This is a genomic window from Hydrogenophaga sp. PBL-H3 (genome assembly GCF_010104355.1).
Taxonomy (GTDB): Bacteria; Pseudomonadota; Gammaproteobacteria; order Burkholderiales; family Burkholderiaceae_C; genus Hydrogenophaga.
Window position 1 is genome coordinate 3,375,784 of record NZ_CP044972.1, and the last position, 17,391, is coordinate 3,393,174.

At 66.4% G+C, this 17,391-nt stretch carries 15 protein-coding genes; 6 read left to right on the forward strand and 9 right to left on the reverse strand.

All coding sequences use genetic code 11. The annotated features are described in order from the left end of the window. Positions 1–2: 2 nt before the first annotated feature. A complete protein-coding gene (locus F9Z44_RS15695; RefSeq protein ID WP_236574160.1) occupies positions 3–653 on the forward strand; it encodes a glutathione S-transferase N-terminal domain-containing protein in 651 nt (216 codons plus the stop codon). Continuing rightward, the gene (locus F9Z44_RS15700; RefSeq protein WP_159607672.1) at positions 650–2,944 is read left to right on the forward strand and encodes a helicase C-terminal domain-containing protein; all 2,295 of its coding nucleotides are present in this window, start codon (positions 650–652) and stop codon (positions 2,942–2,944) included. Before F9Z44_RS15695 ends, F9Z44_RS15700 begins: the two co-directional genes overlap by 4 nt. 40 nt (positions 2,945–2,984) lie before the next feature. On the opposite strand, the gene F9Z44_RS15705 is transcribed toward F9Z44_RS15700, so the two are convergent. The 5 genes from F9Z44_RS15705 to F9Z44_RS15725 all read right to left on the reverse strand — a co-directional run bounded on the left by F9Z44_RS15705 (position 2,985) and on the right by F9Z44_RS15725 (position 8,948). Then, the gene (locus F9Z44_RS15705) at positions 2,985–4,337 is read right to left on the reverse strand and encodes an FG-GAP repeat protein (RefSeq protein WP_159607673.1); all 1,353 of its coding nucleotides are present in this window, start codon (positions 4,335–4,337) and stop codon (positions 2,985–2,987) included. A gap of 201 nt (positions 4,338–4,538) precedes the next feature. After that, positions 4,539–5,495, reverse strand: a complete 957-nt coding sequence (gene cbbX / locus F9Z44_RS15710) for a CbbX protein (RefSeq protein ID WP_159607674.1) — start codon at positions 5,493–5,495, stop codon at positions 4,539–4,541. Between the two features lie 11 nt (positions 5,496–5,506). Next, complete coding sequence (locus F9Z44_RS15715; protein ID WP_159607675.1) at positions 5,507–5,947, reverse strand: ribulose bisphosphate carboxylase small subunit; 441 nt, start codon at positions 5,945–5,947, stop codon at positions 5,507–5,509. A gap of 12 nt (positions 5,948–5,959) precedes the next feature. Continuing rightward, complete coding sequence (locus tag F9Z44_RS15720; protein WP_159607676.1) at positions 5,960–7,423, reverse strand: form I ribulose bisphosphate carboxylase large subunit; 1,464 nt, start codon at positions 7,421–7,423, stop codon at positions 5,960–5,962. Between the two features lie 214 nt (positions 7,424–7,637). Then, positions 7,638–8,948, reverse strand: a complete 1,311-nt coding sequence (locus tag F9Z44_RS15725) for a hemolysin family protein (protein WP_159607677.1) — start codon at positions 8,946–8,948, stop codon at positions 7,638–7,640. A gap of 9 nt (positions 8,949–8,957) precedes the next feature. On the opposite strand from F9Z44_RS15725, the gene F9Z44_RS15730 reads away from it, so the two are divergent. After that, positions 8,958–9,797, forward strand: coding sequence for a symmetrical bis(5'-nucleosyl)-tetraphosphatase (locus tag F9Z44_RS15730; protein ID WP_159607678.1), 840 nt, complete (start codon positions 8,958–8,960; stop codon positions 9,795–9,797). A gap of 23 nt (positions 9,798–9,820) precedes the next feature. Here the strand turns inward: F9Z44_RS15730 and F9Z44_RS15735 are convergent, their stop codons facing one another. The 4 genes from F9Z44_RS15735 to dcd all read right to left on the reverse strand — a co-directional run bounded on the left by F9Z44_RS15735 (position 9,821) and on the right by dcd (position 14,181). Beyond that, entirely contained in the window at positions 9,821–11,341 is a 1,521-nt protein-coding gene (locus F9Z44_RS15735; RefSeq protein ID WP_159607679.1) for a DEAD/DEAH box helicase, read from the reverse strand. Between the two features lie 68 nt (positions 11,342–11,409). After that, on the reverse strand, positions 11,410–12,288 hold the full coding sequence (gene ypfJ / locus F9Z44_RS15740; RefSeq protein ID WP_159607680.1) for a KPN_02809 family neutral zinc metallopeptidase: 879 nt from the start codon (positions 12,286–12,288) through the stop codon (positions 11,410–11,412). A 58-nt stretch (positions 12,289–12,346) separates the two neighbouring features. Beyond that, complete coding sequence (locus tag F9Z44_RS15745) at positions 12,347–13,450, reverse strand: fatty acid desaturase (protein WP_159607681.1); 1,104 nt, start codon at positions 13,448–13,450, stop codon at positions 12,347–12,349. Positions 13,451–13,608: 158 nt separating this feature from the next. Continuing rightward, entirely contained in the window at positions 13,609–14,181 is a 573-nt protein-coding gene (dcd, locus tag F9Z44_RS15750; RefSeq protein WP_056272648.1) for a dCTP deaminase, read from the reverse strand. A gap of 124 nt (positions 14,182–14,305) precedes the next feature. Here dcd and F9Z44_RS15755 point away from each other — a divergent pair, with 124 nt between their 5' ends. The 3 genes from F9Z44_RS15755 to F9Z44_RS15765 are packed head-to-tail and all read left to right on the forward strand — an operon-like array spanning position 14,306 to position 17,316. Beyond that, positions 14,306–14,908, forward strand: a complete 603-nt coding sequence (locus F9Z44_RS15755; RefSeq protein WP_159607682.1) for a GbsR/MarR family transcriptional regulator — start codon at positions 14,306–14,308, stop codon at positions 14,906–14,908. A gap of 39 nt (positions 14,909–14,947) precedes the next feature. Beyond that, a complete protein-coding gene (locus F9Z44_RS15760; RefSeq protein ID WP_159607683.1) occupies positions 14,948–16,315 on the forward strand; it encodes a cytochrome ubiquinol oxidase subunit I in 1,368 nt (455 codons plus the stop codon). A gap of 2 nt (positions 16,316–16,317) precedes the next feature. Further along, positions 16,318–17,316, forward strand: a complete 999-nt coding sequence (locus tag F9Z44_RS15765; protein WP_159607684.1) for a cytochrome d ubiquinol oxidase subunit II — start codon at positions 16,318–16,320, stop codon at positions 17,314–17,316. Positions 17,317–17,391: the final 75 nt, after the last annotated feature.

Sequence of the window (17,391 nt, forward strand, 5' to 3'; positions counted from 1 at the left end):
CCGTGCTGCCCATCCTGTACTCCTTTCGCCGTTGCCCCTATGCCATCCGCGCTCGCCTGGCGCTGGGCCAGGCCGGCGTGGCGGTGGAGCTGCGCGAGGTGGTGCTCTCCCGCAAGCCCGCCGAGCTGTGGGCGGCTTCGCCAGCCGGCACGGTGCCGGTGCTGCAGATCGAACCTGGCCGGGTGATCGCACAGAGCCTGGACATCATGCGCTGGGCCCTGGGCCAGGGCGACGCCGACGGCTGGCTGGTTCGCGCCGAATCGCCTGACCACCGAACGCTGATCGACACCTGCGACGGTGATTTCAAGCAGGCGCTGGACCGCTACAAATACGCCGAGCGCCACCCGCAACGCAGTGCGCACGAATGGCGCGATGAAGCGGTGCGCTGCCTGATCGACCCCCTGGAGGCCCGTCTGGCCGACGACCCGCAGCTCGGCGGCGCCCAGCCCTGCCTGACGGACGCCGCGGTCTTCCCGTTCGTGCGCCAGTTCGCCGCGGTGGATGCGGTGTGGTGGGCCGCCTCGCCGTGGGTGGCCACGCGGCGTTGGCACGACGCGTGGCAGGGCAGCGCGCTGATGACCGCCTGCATGCACAAGACGCCGACCTGGCAGCCGGGTGCTCCCGTGACCGTGTTTCCGCCGGGAGCCGCATGACTGCGGAGACCCTGACGCCCCCAGACAGCCTGCAGGTGGCCGTGCGCGTGCTGTGTGCGTTCACAGCCCAGGCCGGTGATCTGGACCTGCGCTTCACCCCCTCGCCTACCGCGCAGGACGGCGTGGCCGGCCACGAAACCGTGACCGCGCGCCGACCCTCGCCCTACCAGCGCGAGGTGCCGCTGCGCTCACGCTGCGGCGACCTCCTGGTGCAGGGCCGCGCCGACGGTTTTGATCCCACGACGCCACGGCTCGAAGAGATCAAGACCCACCGCGGCGACGTGGCGCTGGTGCGCGACAACCACCGTGCCCTGCACTGGGCGCAGGCGCGGGTGTACGCGTGGATGCTGTGCGAGCAGCTCGCGCTGGCGCGCATCGAGGTTGCCCTGGTGTACTTCAACATCGACACCCAGGTCGAAACCCCGTTGACGGCCTGGCACACCGCCGACGAACTGCGCCAGCATTTCCACGACCTGTGCGCGCGCTACCTGCAGTGGGCGCGCGGCGAGCAGGTCCACCGGCAGGCGCGCGACGCACAACTGCAGACGCTGGGTTTTCCCTTCGACGGCTTTCGCGCCGGCCAACGCGATCTGGCCGGCGCCACCTGGCGCACGCACAGCCGTGGTCGGCACCTGCTGGTGCAGGCGCCCACCGGCATCGGCAAGACCATGGCCACGCTGTTCGGCGCGCTCAGGGCCATGCCCGCGCAAGGCACCGACAAACTTTTTTACCTCACCGCCAAGACGCCCGGGCGCCAGCTCGCCCTCCATGCCTTGCGGCGGCTTCAACCCGGCGCATCCGCCGGCACCTTGCGGGTGCTGGAGCGCGTGGCGCGCGAGAAGGCTTGCGAACACCCGGACAAGGCTTGCCATGGCGACGCCTGCCCGCTGGCCAGCGGCTTCTACGACCGGCTGCCACAGGCGCGCGAAGAGGCTGCGCAAGCCGCCTGGCTCGACCAAGCCGGCCTGCGCACGGTGGCGCTGAAACACGGCGTCTGCCCCTACTACCTTGCCCAGGACATGCTGCGCTGGAGCGACGTGGTGGTGGGCGACTTCAACCACTTCTTCGACCTCAGCGCGCACGCCTGGGCGCTGACCGTGGGCGAGCCCTGGCGCGTGGGGCTGCTGCTGGACGAGGCGCACAACCTGGTCGAGCGCGCGCGGCAGATGTACAGCGCCGAGCTCGACCCCATGATGCTCGCCGAGCTGCGTAAAGCGCCCCCGCCGGGTCTCAAGGCCTCGCTGGACCGGCTGCACCGCTTCTGGGGCACCGTGGGCCGCGAGCAAGCGGTCGAGCAGGCGCTGCTGAGCGAGCTGCCCGATGGCCTGCTGGGCGCACTGCAACAGCACAGCGCCGACCTCGCGGAATACCTTGCGCTGGACGCCGCGGCACCCGATGCGCGCGTGCAGGCCTGGCTGTTCGAGGTGCTGCATTTCCTGCGCGTGGCCGAGGTGTTTGGCGACCATTCGCTGGTGGAGATCACACGCCCCGGCACAGCGGTGCGCACCCGCGCGCCCCGCCCAAGGCTGGCCATCCGCAACCTGGTGCCCGCCCCGCACCTGCAGCCGCGTTGGCAGGCCGCGCACAGTGCCACGCTGTTCTCGGCCACGCTCAGCCCCATGGACCACGCGGTCGATCTGCTGGGACTGCCGGTGGACTGCGCGCGCCTGGAAGTGGCTTCACCGTTCGACCCGGCACAACTCACGGTGCGGGTCACGCCGCACATTTCCACGCGTTTCAACGACCGGACCGCGTCGCTGGACGATGTGGTGGCCGTGATGGCGGCGCAGTACCGCTCCTTGCCCGGCAACTACCTGGCTTTTTTCAGCAGCTTCGACTACCTGCAACTGGCCCTGGCGCGTTTTGAAGCGGCACACCCGGACGTCGCCGTGTGGTCGCAATCGCGCGGCATGGCGGAGCCCGAGCGCAACGCCTTTGTGGCGCGCTTCACCGAACGCAGCCAGGGCATCGGCTTCGCGGTGCTGGGGGGCGCCTTTGGCGAAGGCATCGATCTGCCGGGTCAGCGGCTCATTGGCGCCTTCATCGCCACGCTGGGCCTGCCCCAGGTCAACCCGTTGAACGAGCAGCTGCGCGCGCGGCTGCAGGCCCGTTTTGGCCGGGGCTACGACTACACCTACCTGTTCCCCGGTCTGCAGAAAGTGGTGCAGGCCGCTGGTCGCGTGATCCGTGGACCCGACGACCGGGGCGTGGTGGTGCTGATGGACGACCGCTTTGCCCGCCCCGAGGTGCGTGGCCTGCTGCCCGCCTGGTGGCGCGTGGAGCCCGGCTGAGCCCGCTGCGCCACAGAGCCCCTGCGATCGACGCGCAAGATCACAGCGCCGGGAGGAGGTGCACCGCGCCGATGTTTTGCGCGCGATCGCCAAGCTGCAGGCCACCCAGGCGCCAGGGGCTGGGGCCGTCTTCCAGCCGGGCGCCCACGGCGAGCAGCCGGCCATCGCCTGAGAGCCCGAGTGCCGAGCCAAACAAGTCGCCCGAGCCAGCGTTGGCCGATGTCAGGCGCCGCTGCTGGCTCCATGACGCCGCAGCTCGCGCGAACAGGTGCACCACACCCGCTTCAATGGCATGCCCACCGTGGACCGCGGACACCGCCAGCACCGAACCGTCGGCCGACAGCGCCAGCCGCTCACCAAAGGCATCGCCGGCCTGGGCCTGGGGGGCTTGCAGGCGCGCCTGCTGCAGCCAGAGGCCACCCCGCTGGGTGTAGACATGGGCGGCACCGGCCGCGCCCGGCGCACCGGTGGCGCCGACCGCCAGCGTGTCGCCGTTGGCAGACAACGCCAGCTGGGCGCCAAAACGGTCCTGGGCCACGGCGTCCTGAGACTGCAACAGGGCCTGCTCTCCCCACCCTGCCGGCGTGCGCTTGAACACGCGCACGGCACCGCGCTTCCGGGGTTGCGCTCCGACCGCCAGCGTCGCGCCATCGAAGGACAGCGCCACGCTGGCGCCAAACCGGTCACCCGCGTGCGCGCTGCTGGCCTTCAGGTAAGCCTGCTCCGACCATCCGCCCGCGCCCTGCCCGAACACATACACCGCACCGCTGTCGGCCACCGGGCGGGCGGTCGGGCCGTCCTCGTGGCGGGCGCCCACGGCCAGCGCATCGCCCCGACCCGAGAGCGCCACGCTCGCACCAAACCAGTCGGATTCGCGTGCGTTGGAGGCCCTCAGGTGCGCGCGCACAACGAAGGTATTGTCCTGTTGCTCAAACAGGTACGCGGCACCCTGCTCGGCTCCCGTCAGCGACTCGAACGGTGCGCCCACCGCCAGCCTGCGGCCATCGTCAGACAGCGACAGGCTGAAGCCGAAACCACTGCCCGCCGTGGGAACCACCGCCGTCAGCCGTGCCTGCTGGACCCAGCCTTGTGGCATGCGCGCATAGACATACACCGCACCGGCACCCGAGTCCTTGAGGTCGGCACCCACCGCCAGCGTGTTGCCATCGCGCGAGAGCGCAACCGCCGAACCAAACGCATCGGACACCGACGCGTCGATGGCCCGGAGATGGACAGGCGCGACTTGAACCTGGGCAGCTGGATGCAAGCTCGCGGGCAGGTCGTGGGCCAGCGGCGAAGCCTGATCGCTGGCGCAAGCGCCCAACCACGCCGTCACGGCCAGAAGGGGAATGGCCACGCAGCGCCGGTAGACGAAGGTCATCGTGGAAGTCATGGTGCAAGTCCTGTTGAATCGTTGATCTGCAACGATCCGGTGGACTCGGCACGCGAGGCCCTCTTCCACCGTTCGTTCGGTGGCGCAGATGGTCTTCAATCAAGGCCTGGAGAAACATACTCCAAAGGCGTTACAAAACAGCCTTTTCAGACCGACTCATGAACTAGTTCTCACACGGGCACACCCCGATCAACAAAATAATCAGGGTGCAGCGGCGAACACCCGGCTGGCCAGGATGTCGGCGGGCATGAGGGTGGTGAGGTCGTCGCGGCTGAGTTCGCGATCGCGATCGACGAACAGGCGGCTGGCCTGGCGCAGGCGCGCGCGGTCAAGCGCGTTGCGCACGCTGCGCGCATTCGCAAAATGCGGCAACGGAATGCGGTGCTGCAGGTAGCTCTCGAACACCTCGCGCGCGCCGTCGCCAAAGCGGTAATTCATGGTGCCGAGCATCCGGTCGGCGATGTCCAGCAACTCGCCCTGGCCGTAGTCGGGGAAGTCGAGGTGGTGCGCGATGCGCGACGACAGGCCGGGATTGGACTTGAAGAAGGTGTCCATGCGGTCCTTGTAGCCCGCAACGATGACCACCAGGTCGTCGCGCTGGTTCTCCATCACCTGCAGCAGGATCTCGATCGCCTCCTGTCCATAGTCGCGTTCGTTCTCGGGGCGGTACAGGTAGTAGGCCTCGTCGATGAAGAGCACCCCGCCCATGGCCTTTTTCAAAACCTCCTTGGTCTTGGGCGCGGTGTGCCCGATGTACTGGCCCACCAGATCGTCGCGCGTCACGCTGACCACATGGCCTTTGCGCACGTACCCAAGGCGGTGCAGGATCTCCGCCATGCGCATCGCCACCGTGGTCTTGCCGGTACCGGGGTTGCCGGTGAAGCTCATGTGCAGCGAAGGTGTCTGCGCCTGCAGGCCGAGGTTCAGGCGCAGCTTGTCGACCACCAGCAGCGCTGCAATGTCGCGGATGCGCGCCTTCACCGGAGCAAGACCGATGAGGTCGCGGTCCAGCTCGTCCATGACCGCTTCGACCTGGCTTTGCGCCAGCACCTCGTTGACGGTGCGCGCACCGCTGTCGGGCACGCAGGCCACCGCAGCGGCCGCTGGCGGGGCGGCAGCGGTCGCCGCACCCGGAATGCTGTAGGTCGGCGCGTTCATGGCCCCGTCGCTCAGTTGCCGTACCGTTCTGCTTCTGACGTGTCGGTGGCGTAGCTGTGCACGGTGTAGCGCATGGAGCGACCGCCCACCTCCTGGCGCGCGAGGCCGAAGCCCGGCTCGGTGGCAGGCCGGTTGACGATGAAGCTCATCACGATCGACTCGGTGTTGCGCGTCGAGTCGAAGGCCATCAGGCGGATGTAGTGGCTCGGGAATGTCTTGCGGCAGGCCTGCAGTTCCACCATCACACCGGCAGCGTCCTTCAGATCGAACATCGGGTTGCCGAACATCTCCCAGTAGGTGTTGCGCGGGTGCGGGTCGTCGGTGTATTCGACACTCCAGGCGTAGCCCTTGCGAAGGCCGTATTCGATCTGCATCACGATCTCGGCGTCGGTGAGGTCGGGCAAAAAGCTGAACTGGCCCTGCGTGAGTCGGCCGGTGGGGTTGGTCATCATGGTGGTTTCTCCTCAAGCGACGGCCGGTGTCACGGCGTAGTCCGATGTATCGGTGCTGGTGTAGTTGAAGCTGATCTCACCCCAGGTGTCGAGCGCGGCCTTCAGCGGGCTGCAGCCTTCGGCGGCTTTGCGCAGGATGCTCGGGCCTTCCTCCAGGATGTTCTTGCCCTCGTTGCGCGCCTTGACCATGCACTCCAGCGCCACCCGGTTGGCCACAGCGCCGGCCTGGATGCCTTGCGGGTGGCCGATGGTGCCGCCGCCGAACTGCAGCACCACGTCGTCACCAAACAGGTCGATCAGCTGGTGCATCTGACCGGCGTGAATGCCACCGGACGCCACAGGCATCACCTTCTTGATGTCGGCCCAGTCCTGCTCGAAATGGTTGCCACGCGGCAGGTCGACCTTGGTCACGCTGGCGCGGCACACGTCGTAGTAGCCCTGCACCGTGAGCGGATCGCCTTCGAGCTTGCCCACCGCTGTGCCGGCATGGATGTGGTCCACACCCGCCAGGCGCATCCACTTGGCAATCACACGAAAGCTCACGCCGTGGTTCTTCTGCCGCGTGTAGGTGCCGTGGCCGGCGCGATGCAGGTGCAGGATCATGTCGTTCTTGCGCGCCCAGTTGGCCATGCTCTGGATCGCGGTGTACCCGATCACCAGGTCGATCATCACGATCACGCTGCCGAGTTCCTTGGCGAAGTCGGCCCGCTCGTACATGTCCTCCATCGTCGCGCCGGTCACGTTCAGGTAACTGCCCTTGACCTCACCGGTGGCCGCGCTCGCCTTGTTCACCGCATCCATCACGTACAGGAAGCGGTCGCGCCAGTGCATGAAAGGTTGCGAGTTGATGTTCTCGTCGTCCTTCATGAAGTCCAGCCCACCCTTGAGACCTTCATAGACCACGCGCCCATAGTTGCGGCCAGACAGGCCCAGCTTGGGCTTGGTGGTGGCGCCCAGCAAGGGACGACCAAACTTGTCGAGCCGTTCGCGCTCAACGACGAGACCTGTGGGTGGACCCTTGAAGGTCTTCACGTAGGCCACCGGGATGCGGATGTCTTCCAGGCGCGCGGCCTTCAGGGGCTTGAAGCTGAAAACGTTGCCGATCAGGCTGGCCGTCATGTTGGCGATCGAACCTTCCTCGAACAGGATCAGGTCGTAGGCCACCCACGCAAAGTACTCACCGGGGCGCCCCGGCACAGGCTCGACTTTGTAGGCCTTGGCGCGGTAGCTGTCGCAGGCCGTGAGCCGATCCGTCCACACCACCGTCCAGGTCGCGGTGCTGGATTCACCGGCCACCGCTGCTGCAGCCTCCACCGGGTCCACGCCGTCCTGCGGGGTGATGCGGAACAGGCACAAGGTATCGGTCTCCTTGATCACATAGTCGGGCACCCAGTAGCCCATCTGGCGGTACTTGAGCACGCCAGCGCTGTAGCGCTTTTTCGCATCGGTGATGATGCTGTTGGTGGTGTCTGTCACGTCGGCTCCTCAGGTCTGGGTTGTGAAATCGGGGGGCACGAACGGACTGTAGAAACGATGTCACATAAGGTAAATTAAAACTTGCTGGCAAGTTGATTAATAAAATCTGAATCGAAAGGCGCACCTGTGCGCGAGCTCCAGGTTGCGGAGGCGGTCGTCAATCGAATGGAAGTGGGGTGCCGGGGAGCTGCCCGGCAGGCGCTTTGCGCTGGCGTCAGCCGTCGACTTCGGCAGCCGTCTCGGGTTCGGGCAAGCGTGAGATCAGCACCTGGTCGATGCGCCGGCCATCAAGCACCAGCACCTCGAAGCGCCAGCCCGCGCACTCCACGCTGTCGGCCTGGTCGAGCAGATCGCCCGCCACACTCTGCATGAGGCCAGCCACAGTGTTGTAGCGGCCCTTGTCCTCGTCGGGCAGCTCGTCGATGTCCAGGCGCGACTTGAGTTCGGTCACGGGCATCGCACCGTCGATAAGCCAGGCGCCGTCGTCGCGCTGCGTGGCCCAGGCGTCCACCGCGGCATGCGGCGAGAGCTCGCCGGTGATGGCCTCCAGCATGTCCAGTGGCGTCAGCAGGCCCTGCACCACGCCGTATTCGTCAACCACAAACACCATGCGCGTGGCGCGCTCGCGGAACTGCTCCAGCAACTCCATGCCGCTGAGCGTTTCGGGCACGAACACGGCCGGCTGCACATGGCGCATCAGCGTCTCGTTGTTGCCCTCGGCCTGCAGCGCGAGCATGCGCGGCAGGTGCATCACGCCCACCACGTCATCGAGCCCACCCCGGCACACCGGGTACCACGAGTGGCCGGTGGTCCAGGCGCGCTGCACCGCTGCGTCGATGCTGTCCTGCGCGTCCAGCCACTCGATTTCGGAGCGCGGCACCATGATGGACGTGAGCTGGCGGTCGTCGAGCAGGAACACGTTGCGCACCATCTGGTGCTCGTGCTCCTCGATGATCCCGGCGTCCACGCCCTCTTCGAGGCTGGCGTTGATCTCTTCTTCCGTCACGTGCTGCACCGCGTTGGTGTCGATGCGCAGCAACTTGAGCATGCCTTGTGTGGTGTGCGTGAGCAGCCACACGAAGGGCTTGGCGGCCTTGGCCACAAAGGCCATGGGGCGCGAGACCCAGCGCGAGACCGCTTCGGGATACAGCTGGCCAATGCGCTTGGGCACGAGTTCGCCGAACACGATGGTGATGAAGGTGATGACCACCACCACGAGGGCGGTGGACAAGATGTTGGCCGTGGCCTCGGTCAGGCCTTGGGTCTGCATCCAGACACCCAGGTCGTCGCTGAACGCGGCCTCGCCCACGATGCCGTTGAGCATGCCGATGGAGGTGATGCCGACCTGCACCGAGGAGAGGAATTGCGTGGGGTTTTCCAGCAGCTTGAGCGCGGTGATGGAACCCTTGTCACCCGCCTCGGCCATGGCCACCAGGCGGGCCTTGCGGCTGGAGGCCAGCGCCAGTTCGGACATGGCGAATGCGCCGTTGAGCAACGTGAGGAAAACGATGAGGAGGATGTCCATAATGGGTAAATGTCACTCTACATGATCGGTGATGTCCAAGGCTGCGACGAAGCCCTGGGCCGTTTGCTCGACGAAATCGATTTCTCCCCCAGTCGCGACACGCTCTACCTGCTCGGTGATCTGGTCAACCGCGGACCTGCTTCGCTGAAGGTGCTGCGCCGTTTGATTGCACTTGAGGCTTCCGCGCACTGCCTGCTGGGCAACCACGACCTGCACCTGCTCGCCGCCGCGCACGGCGTGCGCAAGCCCCACCGCAGCGACACGGTGGACGACATCCTCACCGCGCCCGACCGGGACGCCTTGCTCGACTGGTTGCGACAGCGCCCGATGGCGCTGTTCGAGCACGGCTGGCTGATGGTTCACGCCGGCGTGCTGCCGCAGTGGGACGTGGCCGACACACTGGCGCGCGCGCACGAGGTCGAGTCCGTGCTGCGCAGCGGCGACTGGACCGCATTCCTGCAGCAGATGTACGGCAACGAGCCGGCCTTCTGGAGCGATTCGCTCCAGGGTGCCGATCGCTTGCGGGTCATCGTCAACGCCTTCACGCGCCTGCGCTTCTGCACCGCGCAGGGGGTCATGGAGTTCGCCACCACCGAGGGCGCCGATGGTGCGCCTGCGGGCTTCATGCCCTGGTTCGACGTGCCAGGCCGGCGCACGGCCGGCGTGCCGGTGGCGTTTGGCCACTGGTCGACCTTGGGTGACGCACGCCGCGAGGGTGTGTTGCCGCTGGACACGGGTTGTGTTTGGGGAGGCTGTCTCACGGCGGCACGGGTCCTGAGCGTGCCCGGGCAGGTCGAGCGCATCGCCGTGCGCTGCGCACAAGCGCAGAAGCCCGGCAAAGTGCTCTGAGCGCGCCCTGCTGAAAGCGGCGCTCAGTCTTCCTGCACCGGCGCCGCAACGGGTTCTGCCACCACCGGAGCGGGCGCGCTCTTGAACAAGGCGGGCACCTTCTTGCGGGACTTGATGTTGGGCGACAGGGTGCGCGCGGTGGGGCGCGACGCGGCTTCCCAGGCCGGCGGCGTGTCACCGCTGGCGCTGGGCTCGTAAGGTTTGTCGAACAAGGGATCGGCCGGAGCACGCGGCGCGCGCACAGGACGGCTGACCGGGGCGGCGCGGGCTTCGCCACGCGATTCGCCGCGGAATTCGCGCTCGCGCGAAGGGCGGCTCTCACGAGGTTCGCGACGCTCGTCACCTTCGGGCGTCTGCCAGGCGCGCTGGCCGTCGTTGAAGCGGCCGGCGGGGCGCTTGTCCGCCTCGAGCTCCAGGGCTTCAAGCTCAAGCTTTTTGCCCAGCAGTTTTTCCAGATCACCCATCAGGCGCGCGTCACGCGGGCTCACGAAAGACACCGCCAGCCCCGAAGCCCCGGCGCGGCCGGTGCGGCCGATGCGGTGCACGTAGTCTTCGGCGTTGAACGGGATGTCGAAGTTGAACACCGCCGGCACGTCCTTGATGTCGAGGCCACGCGCGGCCACGTCGGTGCAGACCAGCAGGTCGACCGCGCCGCTCTTGAACGCTTCCAGGGCCTTCAGGCGCTCGTCCTGGCTCTTGTCGCCGTGCAGAGCCGTGGTGTTGAGGCCCTCGCGCTCCAGCGAGCGCGCCAGACGCGCGCAGCCGAGCTTGCTGTTGACAAAGACGAAGGCCTGCTTGAGCCCTCGCTCGGCCAGGATCTTCTTGAGCACGCCGCGCTTGTCATCGTCGTCGACGCTGTAGAAATGCTGCTCCACGGTGGACGCGGTGGCATTGGAGCGCGCCACTTCGATCGTCACCGGGTCTTGCAGATAGCTGCCCGCCAGGCGCTTGATCTCGGTTGAGAAGGTGGCCGAGAACAGCAGCGTGGTGCGCTGCTTGGGCAGGTAGGACAGGATGCGCTGCAGGTCGGGCAGGAAACCGATGTCGAGCATGCGGTCGGCCTCGTCCAGCACCACGTACTCCACCTGGTTGAGCACGCAGTTCTTGGCCTCGATGTGATCGAGCAGACGGCCCGGCGTGGCCACCAGCACCTCGACGCCCTTCTTGAGTTCAAGCGTCTGCGGCTTCATGTCCATGCCACCGAACACCACCATGCTGCGCAGCTGGGTGTACTTGGCGTAGAGCTTGACCTGCTCGGCCACCTGATCTGCGAGTTCGCGCGTAGGCAGCAGAACCAGGGCGCGCACGGGGTGGCGTGCGGGCGAGGTGGAGGCGTTCTCGTGCTTCATCATGCGCTGCAGCAAGGGCAGCGTGAAGGCGGCCGTCTTGCCGGTGCCGGTCTGGGCGGCGCCCATCACGTCGCGGCCTTGCAGCACCACGGGAATCGCCTGTGCCTGAATCGGCGTCATGGTCTCGTAGCCCATTTCGGCCACGGCACGCTCGATGGCGGGGGAGAGGGACAGTTCTGAAAAAGATTGGGTCATTGCGTTCGGAGTTAGCCCGGTATTGTCGCACTTTGACCACTTTTCGCCCAAGTCCCCCTGAGCGGCGTTCAAAGATTTGCTGACTTGAAGGTGTCACAAGCCTGGACACTTCCCGTTTTGAGACCGCTGTTGAACCAGCGCTGGCGCTGATCGCTGGTGCCGTGGGTGAAGCTGTCAGGCACCACCTGGCCCTGGCTCTTGCGCTGCAGGGCATCGTCGCCGATGGCGGCGGCCGCGTTCATGGCCTCCTCCACGTCGCCTGGCTCCAGGATGGCGCCGGTCTTCTGGTTGTGGTGCGCCCAGATGCCGGCAAAGCAGTCGGCCTGCAGCTCGACCCGCACCGACATCGCGTTGAACTCTCGCTGGCTGACCTTGCCGCGCATCTCGTCCATCTTGCCGGTGATGCCCAGCAGGTTCTGCACGTGGTGGCCCACCTCGTGCGCGATCACGTAAGCCTGCGCGAAGTCGCCCGGGGCACCGAGTTGGTTGCGCAGCGTGTCGTAGAAGGCCAGGTCGATGTAGACCTTCTGGTCGCCCGGGCAGTAGAACGGGCCCATGGCCGACTGGCCAGTGCCGCAGGCCGTGGGCGTGGCGCCGCGAAACAGCACCAGGCGCGGCTTCTGGTAGGTCGATCCGCCCTGCTGGAACATGGGGCCCCACACGTCTTCGGTGCCACCGAGCACCGAGGCCACGAAACGGCCCATGTCGTCGGTGGGCGCCTGCGTCGGACCCTGCGTGGATTCCACCTGCGAGGGTGCGGAAAGATCACCTCCGCTGAGAGCGCCCAGGATGGTCATGGGGTTGATGCCGAAGATCCAGCCGGCCACCAGGGCCACCACGATGGTGCCCAGACCGATGTTGCGTCCGCCTCCGCCGCCGAACCCACGGCCCGGGCTCGAGCGCCGGTCTTCGACCTGGTCGGACTCACGGTTGTTTTCCCATTTCATGCTGCGTCTCCTGCGCAGCGGGAGTCGCTGCGCGGACCATTATCCGGGCCGGTCCACCTCAGGCGACGGCCGTCTGGCAGGCACTGGTCTGGCGGCCTTCGAAGTCGGTCCAGCAGCAGCGACTGAAGTCGTAGAGCTTGCAGCGGCGCGCGGTGTCGAAGTACCAGCGCCACGAAAAGCGCTGCACCGTGATGCGCCCGGGCAAGGTGGTTTCCAGCAGTTGCTGCGCAGGTTCAAGCCTGTAGAGCGGGATGCTCATGTCCACATGGTGCGCGGTGTGCTCCATGATGTGGTGCAGCAGCGCGCCGATGCGCAGGGGAAACGTGAGGTGCACAGTGGTCGATACGAAGGGTGCGGCGCGCGCCCAGGCTGCCTTGTCGTCGTGCCACTGCACGGCGGTGTGGGTGTGGTGCACGTAGACCACGAAGCCGATCATGGCGTTCCAGAACAAAAATGGCACGCCGAAGCCCAGGCTCACCAGCAGGGCAACCGACTGATCGGTGGCCAGGGCGGACGCCACCAGCGCACCGATCCACACCGCGGCGGTGGCCACGACGATCACCCCGTCCCACACGAACTCGGCGCGCCGCGTGCCCAGGTAGGTCTTGCGCGGAAAGAACATGCGCTTCCACCACATCTCCACCAGGTAGTAGGCAGCAGGCCCCCAGCCGCTGCGATAGAGCCGCTCCAGGGCGCGCTGGCCGGGCCTCAGTGCATCGAACTCCGCGCGGGTCAGCGGCGCCCAGACAAAGTCCACGCCCTTGAGGTTGGTGTAGCCGTGGTGGACCACGTTGTGCCCCACCTCCCACAGGCTGTAAGGCGTGAGCGAAGGCAACATGGCGATGCGGCCGAGCACGCGGTTGAGTCCGCGGTGCGGTGTGTAGCTCTGGTGGCAGGCATCGTGGCCGATGATGAAAAGACGCCCGATCATGAAGCCCGCCGCCAGGCCGCACAGCAGCTTGGCCCACCAGGCCGACAGGAGCACGGTGGCGACCATCAGCGCGGCAAAGATCGCCCAGTCCAGCGCCAGCAAGGCGACGGCGCGCGCGGTGCGGCGTTCGACGATGGGGGTGAGCCAGCTCCGGATCACCTTGCGGTGTGGCAGGGGCTGGCTGGCAGGGATGGGGTCGGGGGAAGCGAGGAAGACGGGATTGCTGGACATGGCCGGGGATGCTATCGGCCAAAGCCCCACAAGGCCTTGATACAAGTCAAGGCACCGGCGGTGGAACGACGGTCCAGAACAACGCGGAACCGGCTTTGCCGGGCCGCAGGTGTTGCCCCCGGAGGGGGTCGCGCGAAGCGCGGCGGGGGAGTTCTTTCCTAAGCCTTGGGGAGGGTAACGCCCGTCTGGCCCTGGTACTTGCCGCCGCGGTCCTTGTAGCTGACCTCGCAGACATCGTCCTTGTCGCTCTCGAAGAACAGCACCTGGGCACAGCCCTCGCCCGCGTAGATCTTGGCCGGCAGCGGCGTGGTGTTGCTGAACTCCAGCGTCACGTAGCCCTCCCACTCGGGCTCGAATGGCGTCACGTTGACGATGATCCCGCAGCGCGCGTAGGTGCTCTTGCCCAGGCAGATGGTCAGCACGTTGCGCGGGATGCGGAAGTACTCCATGGTGCGCGCCAGCGCGAAGCTGTTGGGCGGGATGACGCAGACATCCTTGTTGATGTCCACGAAGCTGTTTTCATCAAAGTTCTTCGGGTCCACCACCGTGCTGTGGATGTTGGTGAACACCTTGAATTCGGGCGCGCATCGGATGTCGTAGCCGTAGCTGCTCGTGCCGTAGCTGATCACCTTCTTGCCGTCCACAGCACGCACCTGCCCTGGCTCGAAAGGTGAAATCAGGCCGTGTTCTTCGGCCATGCGGCGGATCCATTTGTCGCTTTTGATGCTCATGGTGCGCGATTGTAGGGAGTCGGACCCGGGCCACGCCGCCTCGACCCCAAGCGATAACCCCGAGAACTTTCCGGAATTTCAGTAATTACTGAAACTTCAAGCGAGCAACGGTAGAGTCACGCCCATGCCGCTGCAAGACCACCTCCCCCCGCTCAACCGCGAGTTCGTTGCCCACTTCGGGGAAATGGGCAGCAAGTGGGGCATCAACCGCACCGTCGGCCAGATCTACGCCCTGCTTTTCATCTCGCCGCAGGCGCTCAACGCCGACGACATTGCCGAGACGCTGGAATTCTCACGCTCCAATGTGAGCATGGGCCTGAAGGAGCTGCAGGCCTGGCGCCTGGTGCGCCTGCGCCACCAGCCTGGCGACCGACGTGAATATTTCGAGGCCCCGGCCGACGTGTGGGAAATCTTCCGCGTGCTGGCCGAAGAGCGGCGCCGCCGCGAAGTGGAGCCCACGCTCTCGATGCTGCGCACCGCCCTGCTCGACACGCCCACGACCGACGCCGAGCGCCACGCCCAGGCCCGCATGCGCGAGATGCACGACCTGATCGACCGCCTCATGACCTGGTTCGACGACGTGCAGAAACTCGCGCCCGAGACCGCCATGCAGCTCATGGGCATGGGCACCACGGTCACCAAGGTGCTCGAATTCAAGGACCGCCTCACCGGCAAGTCGCCCGCGCGCAAGGCGCCGCCAAAAGATCCACTGGACCACGCGGCCTGAGCACCCACACCCTCCGATTCACCCGCACCGGACATCCCCATGGACGCCTTGATCCTGTCGCGCCTGCAATTCGCAGCCAACATCAGCTTTCACATCCTGTTTCCGACCATCACGATCGCGATGTGCTGGTTCCTGTTGTTCTTCCGGCTGCGGTTCATCAAGACGCGCGACCCTGCCTGGGAAGAGGCTTATTACTTCTGGACCAAGGTGTTCGCGCTGACGTTTGCGCTCGGGGTTGTCTCGGGCATCGTCATGAGCTTCCAGTTCGGCACCAACTGGCCTGGCTTCATGGAAAAGGCCGGCAATATCGCCGGTCCGCTGCTCGGATACGAAGTGCTAACCGCGTTCTTTCTGGAGGCGAGCTTCCTGGGGATCATGCTGTTCGGCAGGGGCCGCGTTTCGGAACGCGTGCACCTCACCGCCACGTTCCTGGTGGCCCTCGGCACCACCATGTCGGCGTTCTGGATCCTGAGCCTCAACTCCTGGTTGCAGACCCCCGCCGGCTATGAAATCGTCAACGGCCAGTTCCACGCCACCGACTGGCTGGCTGTGGTGTTCAACCCCTCCTTCCCCTACCGCTTCGCCCACAAGCTGCTGGCCTCTGCCCTCACCGCCTCGTTCCTGATCGCCGGCCTGTGCGCGTGGCAGCTCATCAAGGGCAGCGCCACCGCCGGTACCCACAAGGCGATGCGCACCGCGCTGGTGGCCGCCGCCATCGTCATCCCGATCCAGTTTGTGGCGGGCGACATGCATGGCCTGAACACGCTGGAGCACCAGCCCGCCAAGATCGCCGCCATGGAAGGCATCTGGCACACCGAGAAGGGCGCGCCGCTCACGCTGTTCGGCATCCCCGACGAGAAGGCGGGCGAGACGCGATACGCGATCAAGGTCCCCAAGCTGGCCAGCCTGATCCTCGCGCATGACGCCGCTGCGGAAATCAAGGGCATCAACGAGTTCCCGGGCGCACACCCGCCGGTGGCACCCGTCTTCTGGGCCTTCCGTGTGATGGTGGGCATGGGCTCGCTGATGCTGGCAGTGGCGTGGTTCGCTGCGTGGCAACTCTGGCGCAAGCGCCGGGAGCTGGACGACGGCAAGGTGCGCCTGCCAAGGCCGCTGCTGTATGTGCTCGCGGGCATGACGTTCTCTGGCTGGGTGGCCACGCTCTCGGGCTGGTACGTGACTGAGATCGGCCGTCAGCCCTTCATGGTCTATGGCCTGCTGCGCACCAGCGAGATCGCCACCCACATCGCGCCACCCATGATCGCGCTCACGCTCACGGCCTACCTCATCGTCTACGGCCTGCTGCTGGTCACCTACATCGGCGTGCTCAAGTACATGGCGGAGAACCCGTTCAAACACGCACCGATTCCCGGTGGCAATGCCGCGCTGGGCAAGGCAGGAGTCTGAACATGACCTGGGCGCAACTCCTCCCCCTCATCTTCCTCGCCGTGATGGGCCTGGCCCTGCTGGCGTATGTGGTGCTCGACGGCTACGACCTCGGCGTGGGCCTGCTGCTGCCGCTGGCCACCGAAAGCCAGAAGGACACCATGATCGCCAGCATCGGTCCGTTCTGGGACGCCAACGAAACCTGGCTGGTGCTGGGCGTTGGCGTGTTGCTGGTGGCGTTTCCGTTTGCACACGGCCTGGTGTTGCAGGCGCTGTATCTGCCGGTGGCCGTGATGCTGATCGGCCTGATCCTGCGCGGCGTGGCGTTCGACTTCCGCGTGAAGGCACCGCTGCAATACAAGGCCTTCTGGAACAGGGCCTTCTTTGCCGGCTCGCTGCTCGCCAGCAGCGCGCAGGGCTGGATGCTGGGCAGCTACATCACCGGCTTCGAACAAGGCCTGCTCGGCCTCGCGTTCAGCCTGGGCATAGCGATCACGCTGCCGGCCGCCTACATCCTGCTGGGCGCAGGCTGGCTGATCATGAAGACCGACGGTGAGTTGCAGGCGCGCGCGGTGCACTGGGCGCGGCGCGTGCTCTGGCCCATGGGTGTGGCGTTGGTGGCCATCTCGGCGGCCACGCCGCTGGTGAATCCGGCGGTGGTGCAGAAGTGGTTTGGCGTGCCCGAGGTGTTCGCGCTGCTGCCGGTGCCGCTGACCTGCGCCATCGCCTTCTTCGCCGTGCGCTGGGTGGTCACCCACCCCGAGGTGGTGAAGGCCGGCTACGGGTGGGTGGTGTTCGTCTCCACCGTGCTGATCTTCGTGCTGGCCTTCTTCGGCCTGTCGTACAGCATCTACCCCGACATCGTGATCGGCCGCATGACGGTTTGGGAAGCGGCCATCGGCACCGAGTCGCTCACCGTGATCTTCATCGGTGTGGCGATCACGCTGCCGGTGATCATCGTCTACACGGTCTTCATGTACCGGGTGTTCTGGGGGAAAGCCCGCGATCTGACGTACAACTAGAAGCACCCCCCTGCGCCGCTGACGCGGCTTCCCCCTCTCTGGCGCGCCTTCGGCGCTGGGAGGGGGGATGGCATC